Here is a 21,655-nt window from a genome sequence, read left to right as displayed (position 1 = left end):
AGAATAATAAACGGCAGCCAAATTTCTGTTTCGGTCCAGAGGTTTTTTAGGTCATTCTTTTGCATTACTAACAATCAGGGGGATAAAAGAAAGCCCCACGGTTAAAAGCTCACTTTATAAAAACCATTGAAAGATACCATAAATCATTGTGGAAACTGCCGCCAATGTTATGCCAACTAATGATTCATATGGAATTAGTTTCAAACGCTCTTGAATTTGCATCCCAACACTACCTGCAGTTGCATGAAAGAAACTACCGTGCGGCATGTGGTCTAGTACGGTAGCACCAGCATGAATCATGGCTGCACCAGCTAAACCAGCGACCCCAGACTCTAGAATCGTGCTTTCAAAGACACTACTGGCAACCGCAGATCCAGCTGTTGTCGAAGCTGTAGCTGCTGACATAAACATTCCTGAGATCGGAGCTAAAGCAAATGCGGGTAAACCTAGGTTTTCCAACACGCCAACTAGAACCGTATCTAATTCTGAGTTAGTAATGATTCCAGCTACTGCACCCGTCCCAATTAGCAAAATTGCAACCGGTGCCATTTTTGCTAATCCGCTTTTTATATACGCATTTGTGCTACGCCATTTTCCCATTGCTATAACTCCAACTAAACCACCTACTGGTAATGCGATCATGGGATCTACGTTAATATTGAATAACGGACGTAATACCAGCAATAGAATGGCAACAATTGGAGCTAGGGCAGCGGTATATATGGAAGGCAAGGCTCCAAAATTGGATTGCTCAATTTCACTTGCTTGAATAGCAGTCCCTTTTTTAGAGACTCTTTTTGCTATGAGATAGGTTACTGTAAGTCCAAAAAATGCTGGGATAACCCCTGCTGCCATGACGGAGGTTAAGGATACATCAAATGCTTCAGAAACAGCAATTGTATTAGGATTAGGGGACATGATATTACCCGCTTTACCTCCACCAATCATTGCTATTAAAATTGCAAATCTGGAAAGCTTTGCTTCTGAAGCTATCACTAAGGCGATCGGTGCTACAGTAATAACCGCTACATCTACAAACACACCTACTGCTGTTAAAAGCATCGTAGCAATAGCTAGAGCAAGTAAGGCTTTGGTATGGCCAAATTTATAAACAATGGTTTGTGCTAACTTAGATGCTGCTCCTGATTCGATGAGCACGCCCGCTAATACACCAGCAGCTAAAATTCTTAATACGGCAGGCATAATATTTTGAGCCCCGCCTATCATTAAACTTACTGTATCTACTAAGCTCGCCCCTCCAATGAGACCTCCTACAATTGCACCGGCAATTAGACCATAGGCAGGCGGTACTTTCTTTAAAATTAAGAAAATAGCTAAGAGTAAACCGATAATTGCTCCTAATGCACTTACTTCAATATCCATCTGTTTTCCTCCTTAACATGATGCTGTTATACACCTATTGTACGTGCACGATACATGCTAGGTCATTGTGCAAATGAATATAAAGAAAGTGCTTCCAATTCTATGTTTTATGCAGATGCACTATGTTGATAGTTTGAAGAGGATCTCTCCAATTTTTAACTCGATCAGATCTTGTAGGTTCTTTGGGTTTTTTCCAGTGATTTCGTAAATTTTATTCAGCCTATATGCTAATGTATTCCGATGAATAAATAACTTATTTGCGGTTTTGGTCATTTCTCCATTTGCTTTAACATATGTCGTGAATGTTTCGTCTAACGTTCTACCATCATTAGCGGCGACTAACTTTTGATATGTGGCACTTATTTCACTCGTTTCTTCTTTTGCTGCATGTAAAAAACGATAACATAGAATAGATATTCCTAAAGTGTCTTGATTCCAAACACCACCTTCTGGATATAATGTTTTTGCGGTATCTCTAACAATTTCCGCTGTTTGAAAGGATTGTCTCCAACCAAGGAATCCACTTGAAAAGGGACCTAATGCGACGGTTATATTTGAAATGGGTGCTAGGGATAGTTTATGTTCTAGCAAATTCTTTACTTTATCATCCGTATCTAAATAAGGCTTTTGCCGCTTTTTTAAGATAACAAATTGATTTGTATACAACCGAACGATTTCATCTTCTGCTGTAACTAATGTATTCGCCCACGTTTCGATTTGTTTCACAGATTGCAAGTTGGATGTATGGTACGGTAAAGAAAGGAGGATAACAGCAAATGTTTCATCTGTGTTAATCTTTAGCGACCGCGCCCTGTCTAATATGTAAGCTTGTTCTTTATCTGAACCTAGTAGTAAATGGGATATAACATCATCTCGCATCCTGGCGTTTCGATCTATTTCTCTTGTCAAAAATGCTTGCTCCAATGTTAGTTCGGCACCCATTTGAACTAATTTGGAAAATCCCCTGATTTTTTCAGGTTCTCCAGTAATACCAATAACTCCAACAATATCATCATGAAACCGAATTGGTAAATTAATTCCTGGTTTTGCTTTTCCTCGCCAATTTTCTTCGTAAGAATGAATCTCTACGGTCATTTTGTGTGCAATTGCTTTACTAGCACCGTGGTGAAGTTGCCCAATCCGATTGGGATCTCCTGAAGCAAGAATGGTTCCTGTTCTATCCATTACATTAACATTTAAATCTAGTATCGACATCGTTCTCTTCACAATCTCTGAGGCAAGTTGCTCTGTTAACATTGGAATCTCCTTCTATGTAAGTGTTTCGTAAGTATGAAAATAAAGAAATACTATCTCATTCTTATATAACGCTCTTATTTAAGGATTGTCAATTTTATCATAGTTGGATAGAAAAAACATGATGATATATCATGTTTCTTAAGTTATTCTGGTTGTTTACCTCTAATGAAAATACAAATAACATTATGTACAGCTCAAACGTGGGCAGAAGGGAAGATTAATCAACATTTTATAGTGTGCTAAAAGTACGTATATATTTATTCTAAAATTGGCGAAAATGGATATATAGTGCTTATCCGTGAAAAAAGCACCCGGAAGATACGGTGCATCATCTTTTATCCCGCATGTAAGGTGCCGTAAGACTCCCACTTCGAAACTTTGAGTTGACACACAAGTGGGAGAAAACGACACCTAAATGCCCGCTTCGTTTAAGGGCCTTTAGGTCATACTCTTCTAGGTATGAACATTCAGTAGGAGATGGAAGAAAACTCCTACTGAATGAAGTTTTACTTTATAAAGAAGCTATTCCATTTTTTGCTTCTTGTTATTGTTTATTTATGAATTAATATAGGTTACAGAGGGGTTAAAATTCACAAGGAGGACGACATCAATGAACATGATACAAGAGACAGAAGCTACGGTAAAAAAAGCGGTACGTGAATCTATTTTACGAGCTGAATTAGTGGAAGAAGAATCTAATATCCCACCAATTATGTTAGAAAAACCGAATAATGATCAGCACGGAGATTATGCTACAAATATTGCTATGAAGCTGACAAAAGTAGCAAAACAGCCTCCAAGAGAAATAGCTCAGGTTATTATAGATCAATTAAATTTAAAAGGTACACATATAAGTAAACTGGAGATTGCCGGACCTGGATTTATCAATATCTTTATGGACAATAATTATTTAACTCCATTGCTTCCCCATGTTTTACAAGCGGGTGAAGACTATGGGAAACATTCCGAAAAAAATATGCGGATTCAGGTAGAGTTTGTTTCAGCTAATCCAACCGGGGATCTACATTTAGGACATGCCCGTGGTGCGAGTTATGGGGATGCGCTCTGTAATGTATTAAAAGCAGCTGGCTATGAAGTAGAGCGGGAGTATTATATTAATGATGCTGGTAATCAAATTCATAATTTAGCCCTCTCTGTGGAAGCGCGTTATATGCAGTCACTGGGATTAAATGCGGAGGTGCCTGAAGATGGATATCATGGGCAGGATATTATTCACATTGGAGAAAAATTGGCTGCAGAAGAAGGCGATACGTGGGTTCATAAATCAAAGGACGAACGTTTAGCCTATTTCCGCCAATATGGACTAGAATATGAATTGAAAAAGATTGAAGAAGATTTAAAACGATTTCGGGTTGCATTTGATCATTGGTTTTCGGAATTGTCATTATATAAAGAGGGGAAAGTTGACCAAGCTTTGGATAAAATGCGTCAGACTGGTAATGTATATCAAAAAGATGGCGCAACATGGTTTCGGACAACAAAATATGGGGATGATAAAGACCGGGTTGTCATTAAGTCAGATGGAAGTTATACGTATTTAGCCTCTGACATCGCGTATCATAATGATAAATTAGAACGGGGCTTCGATAAGCTGATTAATGTTTGGGGAGCTGATCATCACGGGTATGTTCCAAGGATGGAAGCAGCTATTCAAGCATTAGGTTATTCAAAAAACAAGTTAGAAACAGCCATTATCCAAATGGTTAACTTATTTGAAGACGGTGAAAGAGTGAAAATGAGTAAGCGGAGAGGCAAAGCACTAACGCTTCGACAGTTAATGGAAGAAGTTGGTGTTGATGCGATGCGTTATATGATGAATACACGTTCCTGTGATTCTCATTTGGATTTTGACATCAATCTTGCCCGTTCGCAATCGAACGAAAATCCTGTTTATTATGTACAGTATGCACATGCAAGAATTTGTACACTGTTAAAGAAAGCGCAAGCTGAAGGCTATTCCTATGAAGATTATGATGCGTTCTTGTTACAACACAGTAGTGAGGTTGAATTATTAAAGATAATAGGAGAGTTTCCACAACTGGTGTTAGACGCTGCAGAGAAACGAATACCGCATAAAATAACCCAGTATGCCTTTGACTTAGCTTCTGCATTACACAGCTTCTATAATGCTGAAAAAGTGTTGGATGAAACACAATTAGCTTTAACGAAAGCTCGTTTGGCACTATTGGAAGCTGTTAAAATAACGATTAGCAATGCACTACGTCTCATCGGCGTGCATGCTCCGGAACAGATGTAACATGGAAAAGCTTAAGAAGTCGCCTTATGTGCTAAAGAAGCACCAATAAGGCGGTTTTTTTGTGTCTAAATTTGTAAATAGAAGTAATAATTTATGAATAAAAGCGAAAAAGCAGCTGAAAATAATCGTGTAATATTTAGCAAACAGAATATGAAGTTATGAATAGCTGTTTGTTATCTGTTTATACTAACACCAATAAGAACAATGAAGTTTAGAAATTCGTAATGGAAAATAGTTTTTTTATAACAGGAGGAGGTATTTAAGTGAAGCAACCATTATATATTAAGTCGGAAATTGGCGAGCTACAATCCGTGCTGTTGCACCGTCCAGGTAAAGAAGTAGAGAATTTAACCCCTGATTATTTAGGACATTTGTTATTCGACGATATTCCACATTTACCAATGATTCAAAGAGAGCATGATTATTTTGCCTCGACGTTACGAAATAGAGGAATTGAAGTATTATATTTATCGAATTTAATGACCGAAGCGCTTCATACAGAAAAGTTAAAAAATCAATTTGTGATGGATATATTAAAGGAATCCAATATCCAAGGTGCAAGTTCTCAAAAGATAGCTGACTTTTTGCTGTCCTTTGATACAGAAGAGATGGTAAAGAAAGTGATGGCAGGTGTAAGAAAATCAGAAATACCGTTGGAGAAAAAGAAGCATCTTTATGAAATGTTAGATAATCATTATCCATTTTATTTAGATCCAATGCCTAACCTTTATTTCACTCGTGATCCAGCAGCAACCATAGGGACTGGGTTAACCATTAATCCAATGAGGGAAGTTGCCAGGAAGCGAGAATCTCTATTTATGAGTTATATCATCCGACATCATCCAAGATATGCGGAGTCTGATATACCGGTTTGGTTAGATCGAGATTATCCGTGTCCGATAGAAGGTGGCGATGAGTTGGTTTTAAGTAAAGATACAATTGCAGTAGGAATAAGTGCAAGGACAGCAGCAAAGGCAATAGAGCAACTCGCGATTAGTATTTTTAAACGACAGGCAGAAATAAAACGTGTTGTTGCTGTGGAAATTCCAAAATCAAGAGCGTTTATGCATTTAGATACTGTATTTACAATGGTTGATTTCGATAAGTTCACCATCCATCCAGAAATACAGAATAAAGACGGACAAATGGACATCTATATTCTGGAAAAAGGAAAAGAAGAAGATACCGTAAAAATTACGCATAAAACGAATTTGTTGGAAACACTAAAAGAAGTATTAGGGTTAAAGGATGTAGCTTTAATCCCATGTGGAGGTGGAGATGTTATTGCTGCACCTAGAGAACAATGGAATGATGGGTCTAACACATTAGCAATCGCTCCTGGCGTTGTTGTCACATATGACCGCAACTATGTGTCCAATAAAATACTTCGTGAACATGGTATTGAAGTAATTGAAGTCATTAGCTCCGAATTATCCAGAGGTCGTGGCGGTCCTCGCTGTATGAGTATGCCATTGTCAAGAAAAGATATATAAGGATATTCCAAAGGCTGACAATAATGTGCGTCAAGTGACTTTATAGTCTCAGTACACATGGCATACACTGACCTATTTAAAAAATCACGCAACTGCCACAAGGAAGCCACCTAGATCGTTTTTTAAATATAAAACTATGAGCAAATCAATATTCCCTTATTCTAATGAAAAATAAATTTTAGGAGGAAGGAAATGGGAAAAAAACTAACGAATCAATTAACAGGCAGACATTTTTTGACGTTAAAAGATTTTACAGAAGACGAAATAAATTATTTGCTTGATTTAGCTGCCGACTTAAAAGAAAAGAAAAAGGCAGGCATTCCCCATCACTATATGAAAGGGCAGAATATTGCCTTGTTATTTGAAAAACCGTCAACTAGAACGCGATGTGCTTTCACTGTTGCTTGTATTGATTTAGGAGCGCATCCAGAGTATCTCGGAAAAAATGACATTCAGTTCGGTAAGAAAGAGTCCGTTCGTGATACGGCAATTGTATTGGGGAGAATGTTTGATGGTATTGAATTCCGTGGATTTGATCAGGAAACTGTAGATGGTTTAGCTAAACATTCAGGTGTACCAGTTTGGAACGGGTTAACGAATGAATTTCATCCGACCCAAATTCTTGCTGACTTTTTAACTGTTAAAGAACATATTGGACATTTAAAAGGGGTTAAGTTCGTTTATGTTGGGGATGGACGAAATAATATGGGCAACAGCTTACTAATCGGTGGGGCAAAAGTAGGAATGGATATTCGTATTTGTTCTCCAGAAGTATTATTCCCTGATCAAGATGTAGTCAATTATGCGGAGGAAGTGGCTAAAGATTCTGGCGCAAAAATTACGATTACTGCTGATATTGATGAAGCCGTTTCCGGAGCAGAAGTGATCTATACAGATGTTTGGGTTTCTATGGGAGAAGAGGATAAATTTAAAGAACGAATTGATTTACTTTATCCATACCAAGTTAATAAAGAAATGCTTGAGAAAACAGGTAATAAAGATGTCATGTTTCTCCATTGTCTGCCAAGCTTTCATGATTTAGAGACAGAAGTAGGACGAGATGTTTATGAAAAGTTTGGTCTTAAAGAAATGGAAGTTACGGATGAAGTTTTTCAAAGTGACAACTCATTTGTCTTTGATGAGGCAGAAAATCGGTTGCATACAATTAAAGCGGTGATGGCAGCAACCAATGGCAGTGTAAACAGCTAATTATGGAAGGGCTTACCCCCTGCTTTATCAAAAGGAGGTGTATGAAAATTGGGTGAAGAAGAAAAAAAACTGGGTTTAGTCGCACTGATCGCTCTTGTTGTCGGTTCCATGGTTGGTGGAGGAGCGTTTAACTTAGCGGGTGATATTGCACTTGGGTCAAATGCCGGAGCTGCCATTATCGGTTGGATAATTACAGGAATTGGGATTATTGCGCTTGCCTTTGTGTTTCAAAATTTAACGAGCAGAAAACCTGAGTTGGATAGCGGTATATATAGCTATGCTAAGGCCGGATTTGGAACATTTTTAGGATTTAATAGTGCGTGGGGCTATTGGTTATCTGCATTTTTAGGAAATGTTGCTTATGCTACATTAGTATTTTCATCCATTGGCTACTTCATCCCCGTTTTTGAAGGGGGGCAAAATGTCGCTAGTATTATTGGGGCATCTGTCGTCTTATGGTTGGTTCATTACCTTGTGTTACGTGGAGTCAATTCTGCTGCACTTATTAACACAGTAGCAACGATTGCAAAAGTCATTCCGATTTTCCTGTTTATTATTGTAGCGATCATTGCGTTCAAATGGGATACCTTTACATTTGATTTTTGGGGAGGAGAAGGTTTTACTTGGGCATCTGTTGGTGAACAAGTTAGAAGTATGATGCTAGTCACTTTATGGGTATTCATTGGTATTGAAGGCGCGGTAGTTATGTCGGGAAGAGCTAAAAATCGTTCTGATGTCGGGAAAGCTACAATTATAGGCTTAGTTAGTGTGCTTCTAATTTATATTTTAATCTCTTTATTATCTCTAGGAATCATGTCAAGAGAGGAATTGGCTGATCTGCCGAATCCTGCGATGGCCTATGTATTGGAAGCAATTGTCGGGAAATGGGGAGCGATCGTTATTAACTTTGGTCTGATCATCTCGGTTTTAGGAGCATGGCTTGGCTGGACGATGTTTGCTGCAGAGTTACCTTATGTCACAGCAAAAGATAAGGTGTTTCCAAAATGGTTAGCGAAAGAGAATAAGAATAAGGCTCCAGTTAACTCATTATATTTAACCAATGGGTTGATCCAGTTATTTCTAATTACGTTATTATTTTCAGAGGCCGCATATAACTTTATGTTTTCTTTAGCATCCTCAGCTATTTTAATTCCGTATCTGCTCTCTGCGCTATATCAAGTGAAACTAACCATGACAGGAGAAGCGTATCAATCAGGAGAGAAGCGTACGAAGGAAAAAGTAATCGGTCTTATTGCCAGCATTTATGCAATATGGCTTGTATATGCAGCCGGTATTGATTATCTGCTCTTAACCATGCTGTTATATGCGCCCGGGATTATCCTTTATAAATGGGCATTAAAAGAAAACGATATTCAAAGAAAGGATACCGCTATAGAAAAAGCGCTAATGGTTTTGTTTGTTGTCTTAGCAGTAACTGCTATAGGTGGGCTAATTACTGGAAGGATAACCATTTAACAAGAAAGGAAGCGAAAGAATGGGAAATGAACGAATAGTTATTGCTCTAGGGGGAAATGCGATCCAATCTGGTAGTGCTACAGACGAAGCACAACAGCAAGCATTAAACCATACGGCAAAACAATTGATTGAAATTATTAAACAAGGATATCAAGTAGCTATTACGCACGGGAACGGTCCTCAAGTTGGTAATATTTTATTACAGCAAATTCAATCGCATAGTGAACAAACCCCTGCTATGCCTTTAGATACATGTGGAGCGATGAGTCAAGGAATGATTGGTTATTGGTTGGAAAATGCGATCAATGATCAACTGCATAAGGAAAGCTTAGATAAGCAAGTTGCTTCAATTATAACTAGGGTAGAAGTTAACCCAGATGATAAAGCTTTTAATAATCCATCAAAGCCAATCGGTCCTTTCTATTCGGAAAAGGAAGCAAAAGAACAAATGGAGAAAAACGGTGTTACATTCAAGGAAGATGCTGGAAGAGGTTGGAGAAGAGTTGTCCCATCACCGAAGCCGGTAAAAATTCTGGAACATGAAGTTATTAAATCATTAGTAGATAAGGGAATGGTAGTAGTCAGTACTGGTGGCGGTGGAATTCCAGTTTATCGACAGGATAACAAAATTTTGGGCGTAGAAGCTGTGATTGATAAAGATTTTGCCTCTGAAAAACTAGCTGAGCTTATCCAAGCAGACAAGCTTGTTATTTTAACTGAGGTAGAACACGTATATGTTAATTATCAAGCGGCTAACCAAAAAGCACTAGAACAGGTGACTACAGAAGAATTAAGAAATTACGCAGAAGAAGGTCAATTTTCTGCTGGAAGTATGTTGCCAAAAGTAGAGGCTGCAATTGCATTTGTAGAATCGAAACCTGGTAGAAAATGTATTATTACTTCCTTGGATAAAGCTGTGGAGGCTGTTAACGAAAATGCAGGAACAGTGATTAAAAATCATTAAATATAAGGAGTCTTGCATTTAATAAGGAGGGTTCATGTTTTCAAAAATGGATTCTTCTTTTATTTGGACCGGGAGGAATTCTTTATGAGTAAACAGGACCGCCAAGAAAAAATTCGTGAACTTCTACGGATAAATGAAGTCCGTACCCAAAAAGATTTATGGAAATTATTAAAGGATTGCGGGTATAACGTTACCCCAACAACTATTTCTAGAGATATCCAAGAGATGCAAATAAGAAAAGAATATTCACCAGATGGAGTAGAAAGGTACAGTTTATCCAATCATGTAAAGGTGGAAAATCCCGACCTCCCGATTAAACAGCTACAACAGTTTTACTCTGAGGCTATTCAATCCATTGAAGTAACGGGAGTCTTTGTCATTATTAAGACAGAACCTGGGAATGCAAAACCAATCGGTTATTTGATGGAATCTTTGAATTGGAAATCGGTAGTAGGCGTCATTAGTGGCGATGACAACTGTTTATTACTGTGTCGAACTAAATCGGAAGCAGATGAAGTAAAAAAGAAGTGTATGACTATCTGGAATAAAAATACAACTTAAACGCATACTCGAAAGAACCGATCAATGCTAAGGTTTTGTAGAGTTCGTAATTTTTTAATAGCACTGTCTCATTTCTTAATAACTTTTATATGCACTCATTTTTTGTTGTATATACGTTAAAATTTAATTGTGAATGTATATACAAATCTTCATATTTGTACATGTTATAATTAACATTAAAGATCTATATTATATATGATTGAGGTGGGCTTATGAATTCTCGACAGTATGCCATAATAAAGTTGCTTGATAGTGCAGAAGATGAATTCTTAACAAGTGCTCAACTTGCTGCTGAAATCAATGTAAGTTCGAAGACGATAAGAACGAACATAAAGGGATTGAATTCACTGTTACAGGATTACAATATTTATATTGAGCCCGTTCGTGGTAGGGGATATGTTTTAAAGGTGAAAAACAGAGAAGATATTAATCAATTGTTCCATGATTATGCAAATAAAGCTTATTCTATGATTCCAGTTGAATCAGGGGAAAGGATCAACTACATAATAGAAAAGTTATTACTGTGTACGGAATATATAAAAATAGAAGATTTACTTGCAGAATTATTCATCAGTAGATCTACTTTACAAAGTGATTTGAAAATTGTTCGTGAAATTTTACAGCATTATGGTTTATCAATTGAACACAAACCCAATTATGGAATGAAAGTGTCTGGAGAAGAAATATTGATTCGCTTTTGTATTTCGGAATATATTTTTAATCAACAGCCATTGCTCATAAGGGAACAATGGGTGAATATTTTGATGCCGCAAGAGCTGAATTTAATTAGGAATTCTATTCTTAAAAACATAAGAAAAAATAACATCGCGATTTCTGACGTAAGTTTAGAAAATTTAATCATTCATCTTGCTATCGCTTATAGGCGGATACTAGAAAATAAAACAGTAGAATTTGTGCAAAAAGACTTTCACATAATAAAAGGTAAAAAAGAATATGACGTTGCAGCAACCATAATAACGGAAATTGAACACAGTTTGGAAGTCGTTTTTCCAAAAACAGAAATAGCTTATCTAACTATTCACTTAAAAGGGACGAAGTTGACTTCTACTTTAGATAACTCCTTAGATCTTCGGACTGTTGTGGATAAGGAGATTTACCACCTTGCAAAGGAAGTTATACAGCTAGTTGATAAAGAGTATGGTTTAAATTTAACGGAAGACAAAGAGTTTTTGAGAAACCTATGTCTGCACTTAAAACCTGCTATTAGCCGATGGCACTACCAGATGAACATCCGTAATCCAATGTTAGAAGAAATTAAAATGAACTACCCTCTTTCATTTGAAGTAGCACTGTTTGGAGCAAATATAATAAATGATCGATTTGCTATTCAATTCAACGAATGTGAAGTCGGCTACATTGCTCTTCATATCGAAGCAGCTTTAGAGAAAGCAAAGGGCTCTGTCAGTGAAAAGAAACGATGTTTAATCGTTTGTGCTACAGGTTTAGGAAGTTCACAGCTACTTTTACATAAGCTAACGAATATTTTTGGTAAGAAGCTTGATATTGTTGGAACAACGGAGTATTACAACTTAACTCAACATAAGCTGGAGAATTTGGACTTTGTAATTAGTACAATTCCAATTAAAAATAAGCTTCCAGTACCAGTTATACACATAAGTGCTATTCTTGGTAGTATAGATGTTTCAAAAATTGAACAAATGCTAGATTATAAAAATACAGACATAAACGAATATATTTCCCCAGAATATACCTTTTTACAATATAACTTTCAGACACCAGAATCAGCGATTTGTTTTTTAACAAGTCATTTAATAGAAAAAGGGCAAGCGGATACAAGTTATACACAATCTGTATTAGAAAGAGAGCAGCATGCACCTACAAGCTTTGGTAATTTAGTAGCTGTACCTCATCCGCTACAACCGGGAACAAATGCTACATTCTTATCGCTACTTACGTTAGAAAAACCCATTCATTGGGGAGACCAGATAGTTCAGTTAGTAATATTACTAAATGTTAACAAGGACAAGAAAGAAGACCTACAGCCTATGTTTCAATCTCTTGTTCAATTAATGGATGATAAACAAAAAGTTTTTCACATACTAGAATGTAAGACATATGCGCAAATAAAAGAGACGTTAAAAAGATGAGGTCCAAAAATGGGAGCAAAAGATTTGGTAGCTATTCTTTTGCTCCTTTCGCGTTTAATAAGTTTTAATATAGTCTCTGTTTTGTTATTTCTTCCACATCGAATTAAAAGGCGGAACAAATACGTTAAAGTAAGAAATAACAGCTGCTTAACTGCCCGATTATCCCTTCAAACGTTTAGTTAAGAAGGTTAGAAAAAAAATTCTCCTAACTGAAGTTTCGCTTAAACTAGTTGCGAGCGTTAGAAAAATAGAAACTATCGCTTTTTATTCACTAGACAATGAATAATATGTTATGAAGCTTGTGTTTTACTTTTTACCGTTGGTAACGGAAAAAAACAATCTCGTAATGTATGCGGTTACAAAATAAAATAAAAGTTGAAAGTAGATTTGAAGTTAATGTGAGAAAGGATGATGATCAATGGATGGTATAAAAATAACAGTGATTGGAGGGGGATCTTCCTATACACCAGAGTTAATTGAAGGTATTATTCTCAATCAAGAACGCTTGCGCGTAGCAGAAGTTTGGTTAGTAGATATAGAAGAAGGGCAATGGAAGCTATCTATTATAGAAGGGTTAGCCAAACGAATGGTTCAAAAAGCTGAATGTTCGATTAGAATTGTTGCCACTTTAGATAGACAAGAAGCAATAAGAAATTCTGATTTTATTATTACGCAAATAAGAGTTGGACAACTTGCTATGCGACGTCATGATGAATACATTTCTCTTAAACATGGAGTTATAGGTCAAGAGACAACGGGAGCTGGCGGTTTTATGAAAGCTTTACGAACGATACCAGTCATTCTCGATATTTGCAACGATATTGAACAACTGGCTCCAAATGCTTGGTTGTTAAATTTTACGAATCCTGCTGGTGTTATAACAGAGGCGGTATTGAAGCATAGCAATGTAAAAGTGATTGGCTTATGTAATAATCCGATCAATTATTATAAAAAATTTGCTGCCACCTATCATGTCTCGATGAACGATGTAAGTATCAATTTTATAGGTGTAAATCACTTGATTTGGATAACTGATTTATACATTAAGGGAGAGTCTAAAATAGAAGACGTTTTTAATGGTTGGTCCGATAGTTATGAGGCAAAGAATATTCCTGCATTTGGCTGGGACTTGGAGTTTTTGAAACCTTTAGGCGCTATACCTTGTGGTTATCATAAATATTATTATCAGTCCGATCAAATTTTACAAGACCAGTTGGAACAGTTTGAACGAAATGAAACCCGGGCAGACCAAGTCCACAAAATAGAGCAGGACTTATTTGAAATTTATCAAAACCCAGATTTAAAAGAGAAGCCAAAAGCCCTAGAACAAAGAGGAGGTGCATGTTACTCAGAGGCGGATGTCAATTTAATTAAGTCTATTCAATTGAATAAAAAAACATCCATACATTGAATGTTCGTAATAATGGAACGATTAGCTGCTTGCCTCAGGATGCCTGTATAGAAGTAAATTGTGTAGTGGAACGACATCAAGTTACTCCTTTACAAGTTGGAGATGTATCGCCACAAATTAGGGGGCTTTTACAACATGTTAAAGCATACGAAGAACTTACGGTGAAGGCAGCTGTAGATGGAGAAAAAGATATTGCTCATCAAGCATTAACTTTGCATCCACTTGTTCCATCTGCAGAACGGGCAAAAGCTATCTTAGAAGAAATGTTTATCGTGAATAAGAGGTTTTTACCACAATTTGATATTTAAGGGGGAAAACATACATGAAAATAACACTACTCTGCGCATTGGGAATGAGTACAAGCCTTTTAGTGGAAAGAATGAAGAAGGCAGCTGATCGTAGAGGGATTGATGTGAAAATTGAAGCTCATTCGGCAGATGATATCGATAAACAGCTAAAAAGTTCTGATGTTATACTTTTAGGTCCGCAAATTCGCTATAAGAAGCAAGAACTGTTTAAAAAAGCGGCGGAAGAAAAGGTTCCAATTGCCATTATTGATATGCGCGCATATGGATCAACGGATGGTGAAGAAGTGCTGGAGCAAGCACTTCATTTAAAAAAATGACGGTGAGGAGGGTGTATGGTGAATCGTTTTAATGTGTTCATGGAACGTTACTTTATGCCAGTTGCTGGAAAAATGGCTGAACAACGACATTTGAAGGCGGTTCGAGATGGGATTATTGCAACCATGCCATTATTAATTATTGGAAGTATCTTTCTGATTATTTCATCTCCGCCTGTAGAATCTTGGGCCGAATTTATGAAACCTTATACAGCTACATGGAGTATTCCTGTCAATGCCACCTTTGGATTGTTGGGGTTAGTTGCAGTTTTTTCAATCGCGTATAGTCTGGCGAAGAGCTATGGTATGGATGAGCTATCGGCTGGGGTACTTAGTGTAGCTACTTTTTTTGTAGCTACTCCACTTACAGAAGATGGAAATATTCCTTTGAATTTAATGGGAAGTGAAGGTTTATTTATTGCGATTGTATTGGCAATTTTTACAGTAGAAGTATTTCGTTTTTTTGAAAATAGAAATTTGATTATCCGTATGCCTGAGGGAGTTCCTCCATCTGTATGGCGTGCATTTACAGCGCTTATTCCTGGAGCAGTCATTATTTTCATTGTCTGGGGAGTAGACTTATTACTGCGTAACGCTTTTGACTTGTCCCTGCATGGGGTTGTTGCAGCAATATTAAGGCAACCTTTAGAGGCTATGGGAGCAAGCTTGTGGGGTGCAATTATTGCCATTATTCTCATCCATTTATTGTGGTCTTTTGGAATTCACGGGATTTCAGTTGTAGCGAGCGTAATGGCTCCAATCTGGTATAGCTTGACGGAACAAAACGTAGCCGCACAGCAAGCGGGTGAAAAACTACCATATATTATCGGTCAGCCGTTTATGGCAATTTGGGTAACAGTTGGTGGTTCGGGGATGGCACTTGCATTAACCATATTATTTGTTTGGAGGGCGCGTTCGAGGCATTTGAAGGGTTTGGGGCGAGGATCTATTTGGGCCAGCTTTTTTAATATAAGTGAACCAATTGTATTTGGGGCACCCATTGTAATGAACCCATTATTATTTATCCCTTTTATACTCGCTCCATTAGCAGTAGGGCTGATCACTTATTTTTCTATGTCACTAGGTTTAGTAGGAAAACCGTATGTTATTGTACCATGGACTACTCCGCCACCATTTTCGGGAATATTAACCACAGGTGATTGGCGCGGTGGTGTATTAATGACAATAAATATAATCGTAGCCATGTTTATTTATTATCCATTTTTTCGTTTGTACGATAAAAAACTCTTGGAAGAAGAACAGGCAAATGAGTCAGTAGCCGCTACGAAGGAAGATTAAAAGGTACTTTTATGGCTGATAATACAAGACAAGTCATAACCCATGCAGATGATTTTGGTTTACACCTGGATAACACATGGAATTACATTTATGTTCATCCATATGGTGTAGTATCAAGTACGCCTGCAATGGTTAATCTACGGAATAATTTAGAAGAAGTAAAAATACCCTAATTTGGGAATAGGCTTGCATCTATTATTTGATGCAGGCCGACCTGTTTTTTCATCTCAAAGCAGTTTAACGGATTGTTCTGGATATTCTTTGAAAGGAGACACATGCATGAAATCTGCAGCGGACTTTCGGTCATACTATGGGACAATTAATACTCAGCGGGTGATAAATAAAAACCCCCACTGGCTGAAGATTCACTTTATCGATTCTTGTTTATATAAAACTAGTAACTATATCAGTAGAAGAATGAAGGAAATAATGTATTAGCTAATAAAAAGATTAGGCTAGAGAATTAATTCATTATGGAGGAATAGCAGATGGACATTGAACATGTATCCATGAATATCATTTTACGTGCAAGTAATGCAAAAAAACATTTATATGAGGCGTTAAACCTTGCTCGGGAGACAGAATTTGGTCAAATTGAAGCTACAATGAAACATGTTTCTGATGAGTTATTAGAGGCGCACAAATTACAGACTAAACTTATTCAAGAAGACACTCAAAGGGGATTAGAAAATTTACCTGTCTTACTCATTCATGCACAGGATCATCTGATGTCCGTTATATCAGAAAAAAGCCTAGTAGAAGAGATGATAGAAATATATTGTAAACAGAGTGAGATAAGTAAAAAAGTAGACTATTTAATGGCCTGGATGATGAATCGGTAGTTGAAGCTAGAAAAATAGTGTAAAGATGTTTATGTAAGAACATTAAAAAGTCTTAATAATGATGGTATTTTTTGTTCTGCATTTACACCATTAGTTACTATATCTAATGGAAAATATGGAAGATAAGGGGGAATAAAAAAGTGATGCCAGGTATAGAGGTTCTCTTAGATGATCCTTTAAAGTGGGTTCAGGATAAACGAGTTGGATTGATTACGAATCATACAGGTATTTCAAGTGATTTGGAGAGCAGCATTGATCTATTGTATAACCATCCTGAAGTGAAGTTAACAGCATTGTATGGTCCGGAACATGGCATACGCGGGGATCGTAAAGCAGGAGAATATGTGGAATCGTATTTGGATGAAAAAACGGGTTTGCCTGTATATAGCTTATATGGACCTACTTGGAAACCTACGGAAGAAATGCTCGAGGATGTAGATGTTTTATTATTTGATATTCAGGATATAGGATCCAATGTTTATACCTATATTTACACGCTTGGTTTTGCCATGGAGGCAGGAGCTGAACATGATAAGCAGCTGATCGTTCTAGATAGACCAAATCCTATTGGCGGTACAAAGGTCGAGGGTCCGGTACGTTCGAAAGATGCGGTTAGTTTTATGGGCAGATTTTTGCTTCCTGTCAGACATGGCATGACAATTGGTGAATTGGCTGTAATGTGGAACCATGAATATAGTATGGGAGTAGACCTGAAAATAGCTAAATTAAAGGGTTGGAAGAGAAATATGTATTTTTCGGATACTGGACTTCCATGGGTGATGACATCTCCAAATATACCGACTGAAAAGACAGCTTATTTATATACGGGAACAGAATTATTGGATGACACGTCATTATCTACAGGACTTGGTACCACTAGACCGTTTGAATTGGTTGGTGCTCCATGGATTGATAGTGAAGCTTTAGTAGAAGAAATGGGAAATCGCGGTATTCTTGGCGTGAAATTTAGGCCGGCTTATTTTACACCCATGTTTGGAAAATATGAAGGTGAGCTGGTAACTGGTGTACAAGTCCATCTGAATGATCCCGAAAAAGTTGATCTTGTTGCTTTAGGATTAAATTTAGTTGATTCGATGAGAGACCAGAGTCCTGATAAGTTTGAGATGACAGGAAGTTACACCAATTTAATAGGGAATACAGACGTCCCTGAGATGATCAAGAAGAACATGCCGATTGACAGAATTATTGCCTCATGGAAAGAAGGATTGGATGAGTGGATAAAGAACGTTCGAAATAAGTATTTAATGTATCCGCCCTTTCCAGCTGAAACTAAACCATACAGACCAAAAGGAATATTGGGAATTTCACCATTAGATTTGGCAGTTTCCCCAGGTCAAACTATTGCATTAGCTGTAAAAGGATATGATAAACATGGGAAAGGATTAGAAATTGATCCTCATTTAATTGATTGGACTGTTTCTAACGATATTGGTTATGTGGAAAATAGTACATTTCATGCTGTGAAAAAAGGAAATGCTCAAATAACCGCAACCTATGGCAAATACAAAGCCAACAGAAAAGCAATAGTTTCCTAGATATATATAAATGATATTAGATTCGGCGTCTATTCCAACTATACAAGAATTGTATTTGATTTGAACATAGGGATTGATGACTACAAAATAGTTGAAGAAACAAACGTATTAAAAATACAAATCCCTTATGGCAATATTTGTGGGGAGTTAAGACAAGAAGGCGGCACAATTGAAGTTAACAATAGCCCTGTATTATCATTTATTGAGTACTTGAAACAAGATGATGAAACCTTGGTTGCAGACTTTCATTTAAAAAAGGTAAGCATTAATTATGAAATACAAGAGTATTCGACTCGGTTAGTTATGGATATACAACATTAAAGTATTCTTAGCAACAGAACGAGGTATACGTTTTTACAGCAGATTGTTGATAACGTAATAACCTAGTTTAGAAGAAGAGTTTTTTAATAAAAAGATAGTAAAGGTGTAGGGCTACTAGAGAGATTCGGACCGTATTCTTATTGGGGTGTGGTCTGTTTCGTCTTTCATTCGAATGCTTTTACTTTTTAAATGTTGAAAGTGAAAGGGTTTTAATCTCATGTTACTGTAATTTATTTGAAAGTTATTGTGTTTATTCTATACATTTTTATACAAATTGTACAATTTACGTTGTTTTATTGAATATTTTTCAATAGCTTGTTTGAGGATATACGAGGATGTTTGAAAATTGTAGAAAAGGAGGTATAAAGTATAGCTTATTGAATTTTTTAAGGAACTAGGTATTACAAGCGGTTATTCAGATTTATATTCTTTGTTGCATATTAAGTTGAGTAGAGTTAGAGATGTATAGTTGCTTGATAAATCATTATATAATGCGAAGATATTAGATTTTTCATTAGTATTTTCTGTAGCAATGAAAATACGTTATTATCCATAAATATACATATTTTCTTTATCTTTTAGTATCATACGTTCATTCCATCATATAGATGGAATGTAAACAAAATATTCTTATAAAAATGGCAAATTGTGTTCGGTCATTCTGTTGGAGGGCTATTCGCTTTATATACTTTTTAGCAATAACGAAATAACCGAATAGCCACGTCCGGCGCAAGCGTCCAGCAACTAGGCGACTTCACGAATCGCCCTACGATAAGTCATCATCGGTTCGTTATCTTACCGTGCTTCCTTTATCTCAGTTGCTTCGTTCCATTCGCTACGTTGCTAAACGGGCGCTCTGCGCCTTTGTTCTTTATTTTACCCACAATTATTAAACAACTATTATTTCACAAGTTCAAACGTGCAAAAAAACCGAACATATGTTAGTATTTATGTATAATAAATTTTAAGAAAATTTAAAAATAGTGAGGTGAAATGGAAAGTTTTATTGTTCTAAACCATTATTAGGATGACTGGTAGAGATAGAACTAAAAAGGAGAATGAACATATCTAAATGGTAATTAGTAGGGGCAAACTTAAATGGAAACAATAATCATTATGGAGGGAAGTAAAATGGGATTAAGTTGTTTATCGAGGTGTTCAGTTTCTTTTGAGGCGCCGATAGTAAACGAAGGGAAGGGGTTCTATGAAAATTTTTATATAAATCAAGCAGAAGAAATTCTTTACGATGAAAAAGAAGAATATGCGTTTATGAACGAAGCTGAAACGGATAAGCCTGAAACCAATATTTTACGGAAAGCATTTAACAACATTATTTTTATCGAGCGAATACATCAAGTTGCTTATAATAAAGCTTTAAAAAAATCAAACTTAAAATCAGAAGAAGACCATGTCGAAAAGGTTTTTAAGCAGTTGCAAGCTGAATTAAACACACCGGAACAAAAGCGCTTGCTTACCGAGCTAGAAGCAGCATGGAATAGTATGTATGCAGTTTTTCTCGAGTATAGCTATTGTCAGGGAATAGCGGATAGCCGTGTGATCCATAGAGAGCTTGAGGAGTATGGAATATGTATTTTAAAAGAATGTGCATAAAAAGAGCGAGTTCAAACTTTATTTGACCTCAGAGTAAGGGAAAAATATATATAAGATCAAAGTAAACTCATATACTTTGACCTGCGCCCTGTCAAGTAGACAGTGAAAAAATAAAAAATTATGCCACAGCCTGGTGCCGGTATTCTAATGGTGCTAGGCTGTTTAATCTCTTTTATTATCGTTCCTCATTATAAAATGTAATGTACTTATCAATATCTTTTTCTAGCTCCTCAAAGTTCTTGTAATTCTTTAAGTCATAGCTTTCACATTTAAAATGACCAAAGAAGCTTTCAATCGGTTCGTTATCAATACAATTGCCTACACGTGACATACTGCATTTCATCCCAGCTTCCGTCGTAAGATAAAGATATTCCTTTGATGTGTATTGTGAACCACGATCGCTGTGAATTAAAGGGGTTGCGTCAGGATTTGCCTCTATCGCTTCTTTTAGCGTGTTCATAACCAAAGGATTGTCGTTATAGCGCCCAACCTGATAGGCGACAATCGAACTATCATAAAGCCCCTTAATGGCACTGAAATAAGCCTTGTTACCAAAGCCATACACCATTTGCGTGATATCCGTTATCCACTTCTCATTCGGCTTCTCCGCAGTAAATTCACGATTCAAAATTTTTTCTTCCATATGGATATAGCTTGTCTTCGTGGAATAGCCATTAGAGCGAAAAATATGCGATCTTAAGCTCATTTGAATCATTAAGCGTCGAATTTTTTCTCGTCATATAGCTTCTTATATTTGCGATTGATCGCTATGGTTATCCGACGATAGCCGAAGTTACCGTTGTCATGGTTTCTCTTCCTTTACTAGTAGATTTTATCTCTTTCCACTAGTATACCGGTTTATCCATTGACGTAAAACTGAATTAGATGAAATATTAAACTTCTCACAAGTCATTCTCAGACTGCCTTCTCCATTTAGATAGAATTCAACAGCTTCCCTTTTGAGTTGGCTGGAGTACTTCTTCCATGTCCTCGCTGCCTTTAAACCATCTACATCATCTGCTTTATATTTACGCACCCATAAGTTAATCGTAGTACGGTCAACAGAGTATGATTTAGCAATCGTACTACCCTCAATTACACGTAATACTGCCTCGATTCTTTCATCTAACATATATTTACTTTGGATAGGTTACACTTGACTAGACAAAAAAATTAAGGTGAAGTAGACTAAACAGAACATAAAATGGTTCCTATTATAAAAATAAGTTTGTTCAACAAAGTG

Annotated in this window: 16 protein-coding genes and 2 pseudogenes; 15 read left to right on the top strand and 3 right to left on the bottom strand. The window is 36.7% G+C overall.

Annotated elements, in window-relative coordinates:
- Positions 1-114 precede the first annotated feature (114 nt).
- Entirely contained in the window at positions 115-1,383 is a 1,269-nt protein-coding gene (locus D1839_RS16410) for a GntP family permease (protein WP_120380922.1), read from the bottom strand.
- A gap of 120 nt (positions 1,384-1,503) precedes the next feature.
- On the bottom strand, positions 1,504-2,640 hold the full coding sequence (locus D1839_RS16405; RefSeq protein WP_120380921.1) for a CdaR family transcriptional regulator: 1,137 nt from the start codon (positions 2,638-2,640) through the stop codon (positions 1,504-1,506).
- A 610-nt stretch (positions 2,641-3,250) separates the two neighbouring features.
- Between D1839_RS16405 and argS the strand changes: the two genes are divergently transcribed.
- The 15 genes and pseudogenes from argS (at position 3,251) to D1839_RS16330 (ending at position 20,412) form a co-directional block, all read left to right on the top strand.
- Positions 3,251-4,918, top strand: a complete 1,668-nt coding sequence (gene argS / locus D1839_RS16400; RefSeq protein ID WP_120380920.1) for an arginine--tRNA ligase — start codon at positions 3,251-3,253, stop codon at positions 4,916-4,918.
- 263 nt (positions 4,919-5,181) lie between these two features.
- Positions 5,182-6,411 (top strand): arginine deiminase, encoded by a 1,230-nt coding sequence (gene arcA / locus D1839_RS16395; RefSeq protein ID WP_120380919.1) that lies wholly within the window; start codon positions 5,182-5,184, stop codon positions 6,409-6,411.
- Between the two features lie 192 nt (positions 6,412-6,603).
- A complete protein-coding gene (argF, locus tag D1839_RS16390) occupies positions 6,604-7,620 on the top strand; it encodes an ornithine carbamoyltransferase (RefSeq protein ID WP_120380918.1) in 1,017 nt (338 codons plus the stop codon).
- Positions 7,621-7,668: 48 nt separating this feature from the next.
- Positions 7,669-9,096 (top strand): arginine-ornithine antiporter, encoded by a 1,428-nt coding sequence (arcD, locus tag D1839_RS16385; RefSeq protein WP_120380917.1) that lies wholly within the window; start codon positions 7,669-7,671, stop codon positions 9,094-9,096.
- Positions 9,097-9,115: 19 nt separating this feature from the next.
- Positions 9,116-10,060 (top strand): carbamate kinase, encoded by a 945-nt coding sequence (gene arcC, locus D1839_RS16380; RefSeq protein ID WP_120380916.1) that lies wholly within the window; start codon positions 9,116-9,118, stop codon positions 10,058-10,060.
- 84 nt (positions 10,061-10,144) lie between these two features.
- A complete protein-coding gene (locus D1839_RS16375) occupies positions 10,145-10,621 on the top strand; it encodes an arginine repressor (protein ID WP_120380915.1) in 477 nt (158 codons plus the stop codon).
- Positions 10,622-10,833: 212 nt separating this feature from the next.
- Entirely contained in the window at positions 10,834-12,750 is a 1,917-nt protein-coding gene (locus D1839_RS16370) for a BglG family transcription antiterminator (protein ID WP_120380914.1), read from the top strand.
- 418 nt (positions 12,751-13,168) lie between these two features.
- A pseudogene (locus D1839_RS16365) lies at positions 13,169-14,469 on the top strand (6-phospho-beta-glucosidase).
- Between the two features lie 14 nt (positions 14,470-14,483).
- Entirely contained in the window at positions 14,484-14,786 is a 303-nt protein-coding gene (locus tag D1839_RS16360; RefSeq protein WP_120380913.1) for a PTS sugar transporter subunit IIB, read from the top strand.
- A gap of 18 nt (positions 14,787-14,804) precedes the next feature.
- Positions 14,805-16,082, top strand: a complete 1,278-nt coding sequence (gene celB, locus D1839_RS16355; RefSeq protein WP_199690307.1) for a PTS cellobiose transporter subunit IIC — start codon at positions 14,805-14,807, stop codon at positions 16,080-16,082.
- A gap of 11 nt (positions 16,083-16,093) precedes the next feature.
- Positions 16,094-16,255 carry a hypothetical protein gene (locus D1839_RS16350; protein WP_158589685.1) on the top strand — a complete coding sequence of 54 codons (162 nt, stop codon included), beginning with the start codon at positions 16,094-16,096 and terminating at the stop codon, positions 16,253-16,255.
- 315 nt (positions 16,256-16,570) lie between these two features.
- Complete coding sequence (locus D1839_RS16345; protein ID WP_120380911.1) at positions 16,571-16,924, top strand: PTS lactose/cellobiose transporter subunit IIA; 354 nt, start codon at positions 16,571-16,573, stop codon at positions 16,922-16,924.
- 143 nt (positions 16,925-17,067) lie between these two features.
- Positions 17,068-18,480, top strand: a complete 1,413-nt coding sequence (locus D1839_RS16340; protein ID WP_147358290.1) for an exo-beta-N-acetylmuramidase NamZ family protein — start codon at positions 17,068-17,070, stop codon at positions 18,478-18,480.
- 60 nt (positions 18,481-18,540) lie between these two features.
- Positions 18,541-18,801 (top strand): hypothetical protein, encoded by a 261-nt coding sequence (locus tag D1839_RS16335; RefSeq protein ID WP_120380909.1) that lies wholly within the window; start codon positions 18,541-18,543, stop codon positions 18,799-18,801.
- 1,098 nt (positions 18,802-19,899) lie between these two features.
- Positions 19,900-20,412, top strand: a complete 513-nt coding sequence (locus D1839_RS16330; protein ID WP_120380908.1) for a hypothetical protein — start codon at positions 19,900-19,902, stop codon at positions 20,410-20,412.
- Between the two features lie 118 nt (positions 20,413-20,530).
- On the opposite strand, the pseudogene D1839_RS21415 reads toward D1839_RS16330, so the two are convergent.
- Positions 20,531-21,544, bottom strand: a pseudogene (locus D1839_RS21415) (IS3 family transposase).
- Between the last annotated feature and the right edge of the window lie 111 nt (positions 21,545-21,655).

This window comes from Roseburia sp. 1XD42-34 (genome assembly GCF_009917385.1).
In the GTDB taxonomy this organism is placed as follows: domain Bacteria; phylum Bacillota; class Bacilli; order Bacillales; family Amphibacillaceae; genus Virgibacillus.
The sequence above is the reverse complement of the archived record's forward strand: the minus strand, read 5'-3'. Positions and strand labels throughout refer to the sequence as shown.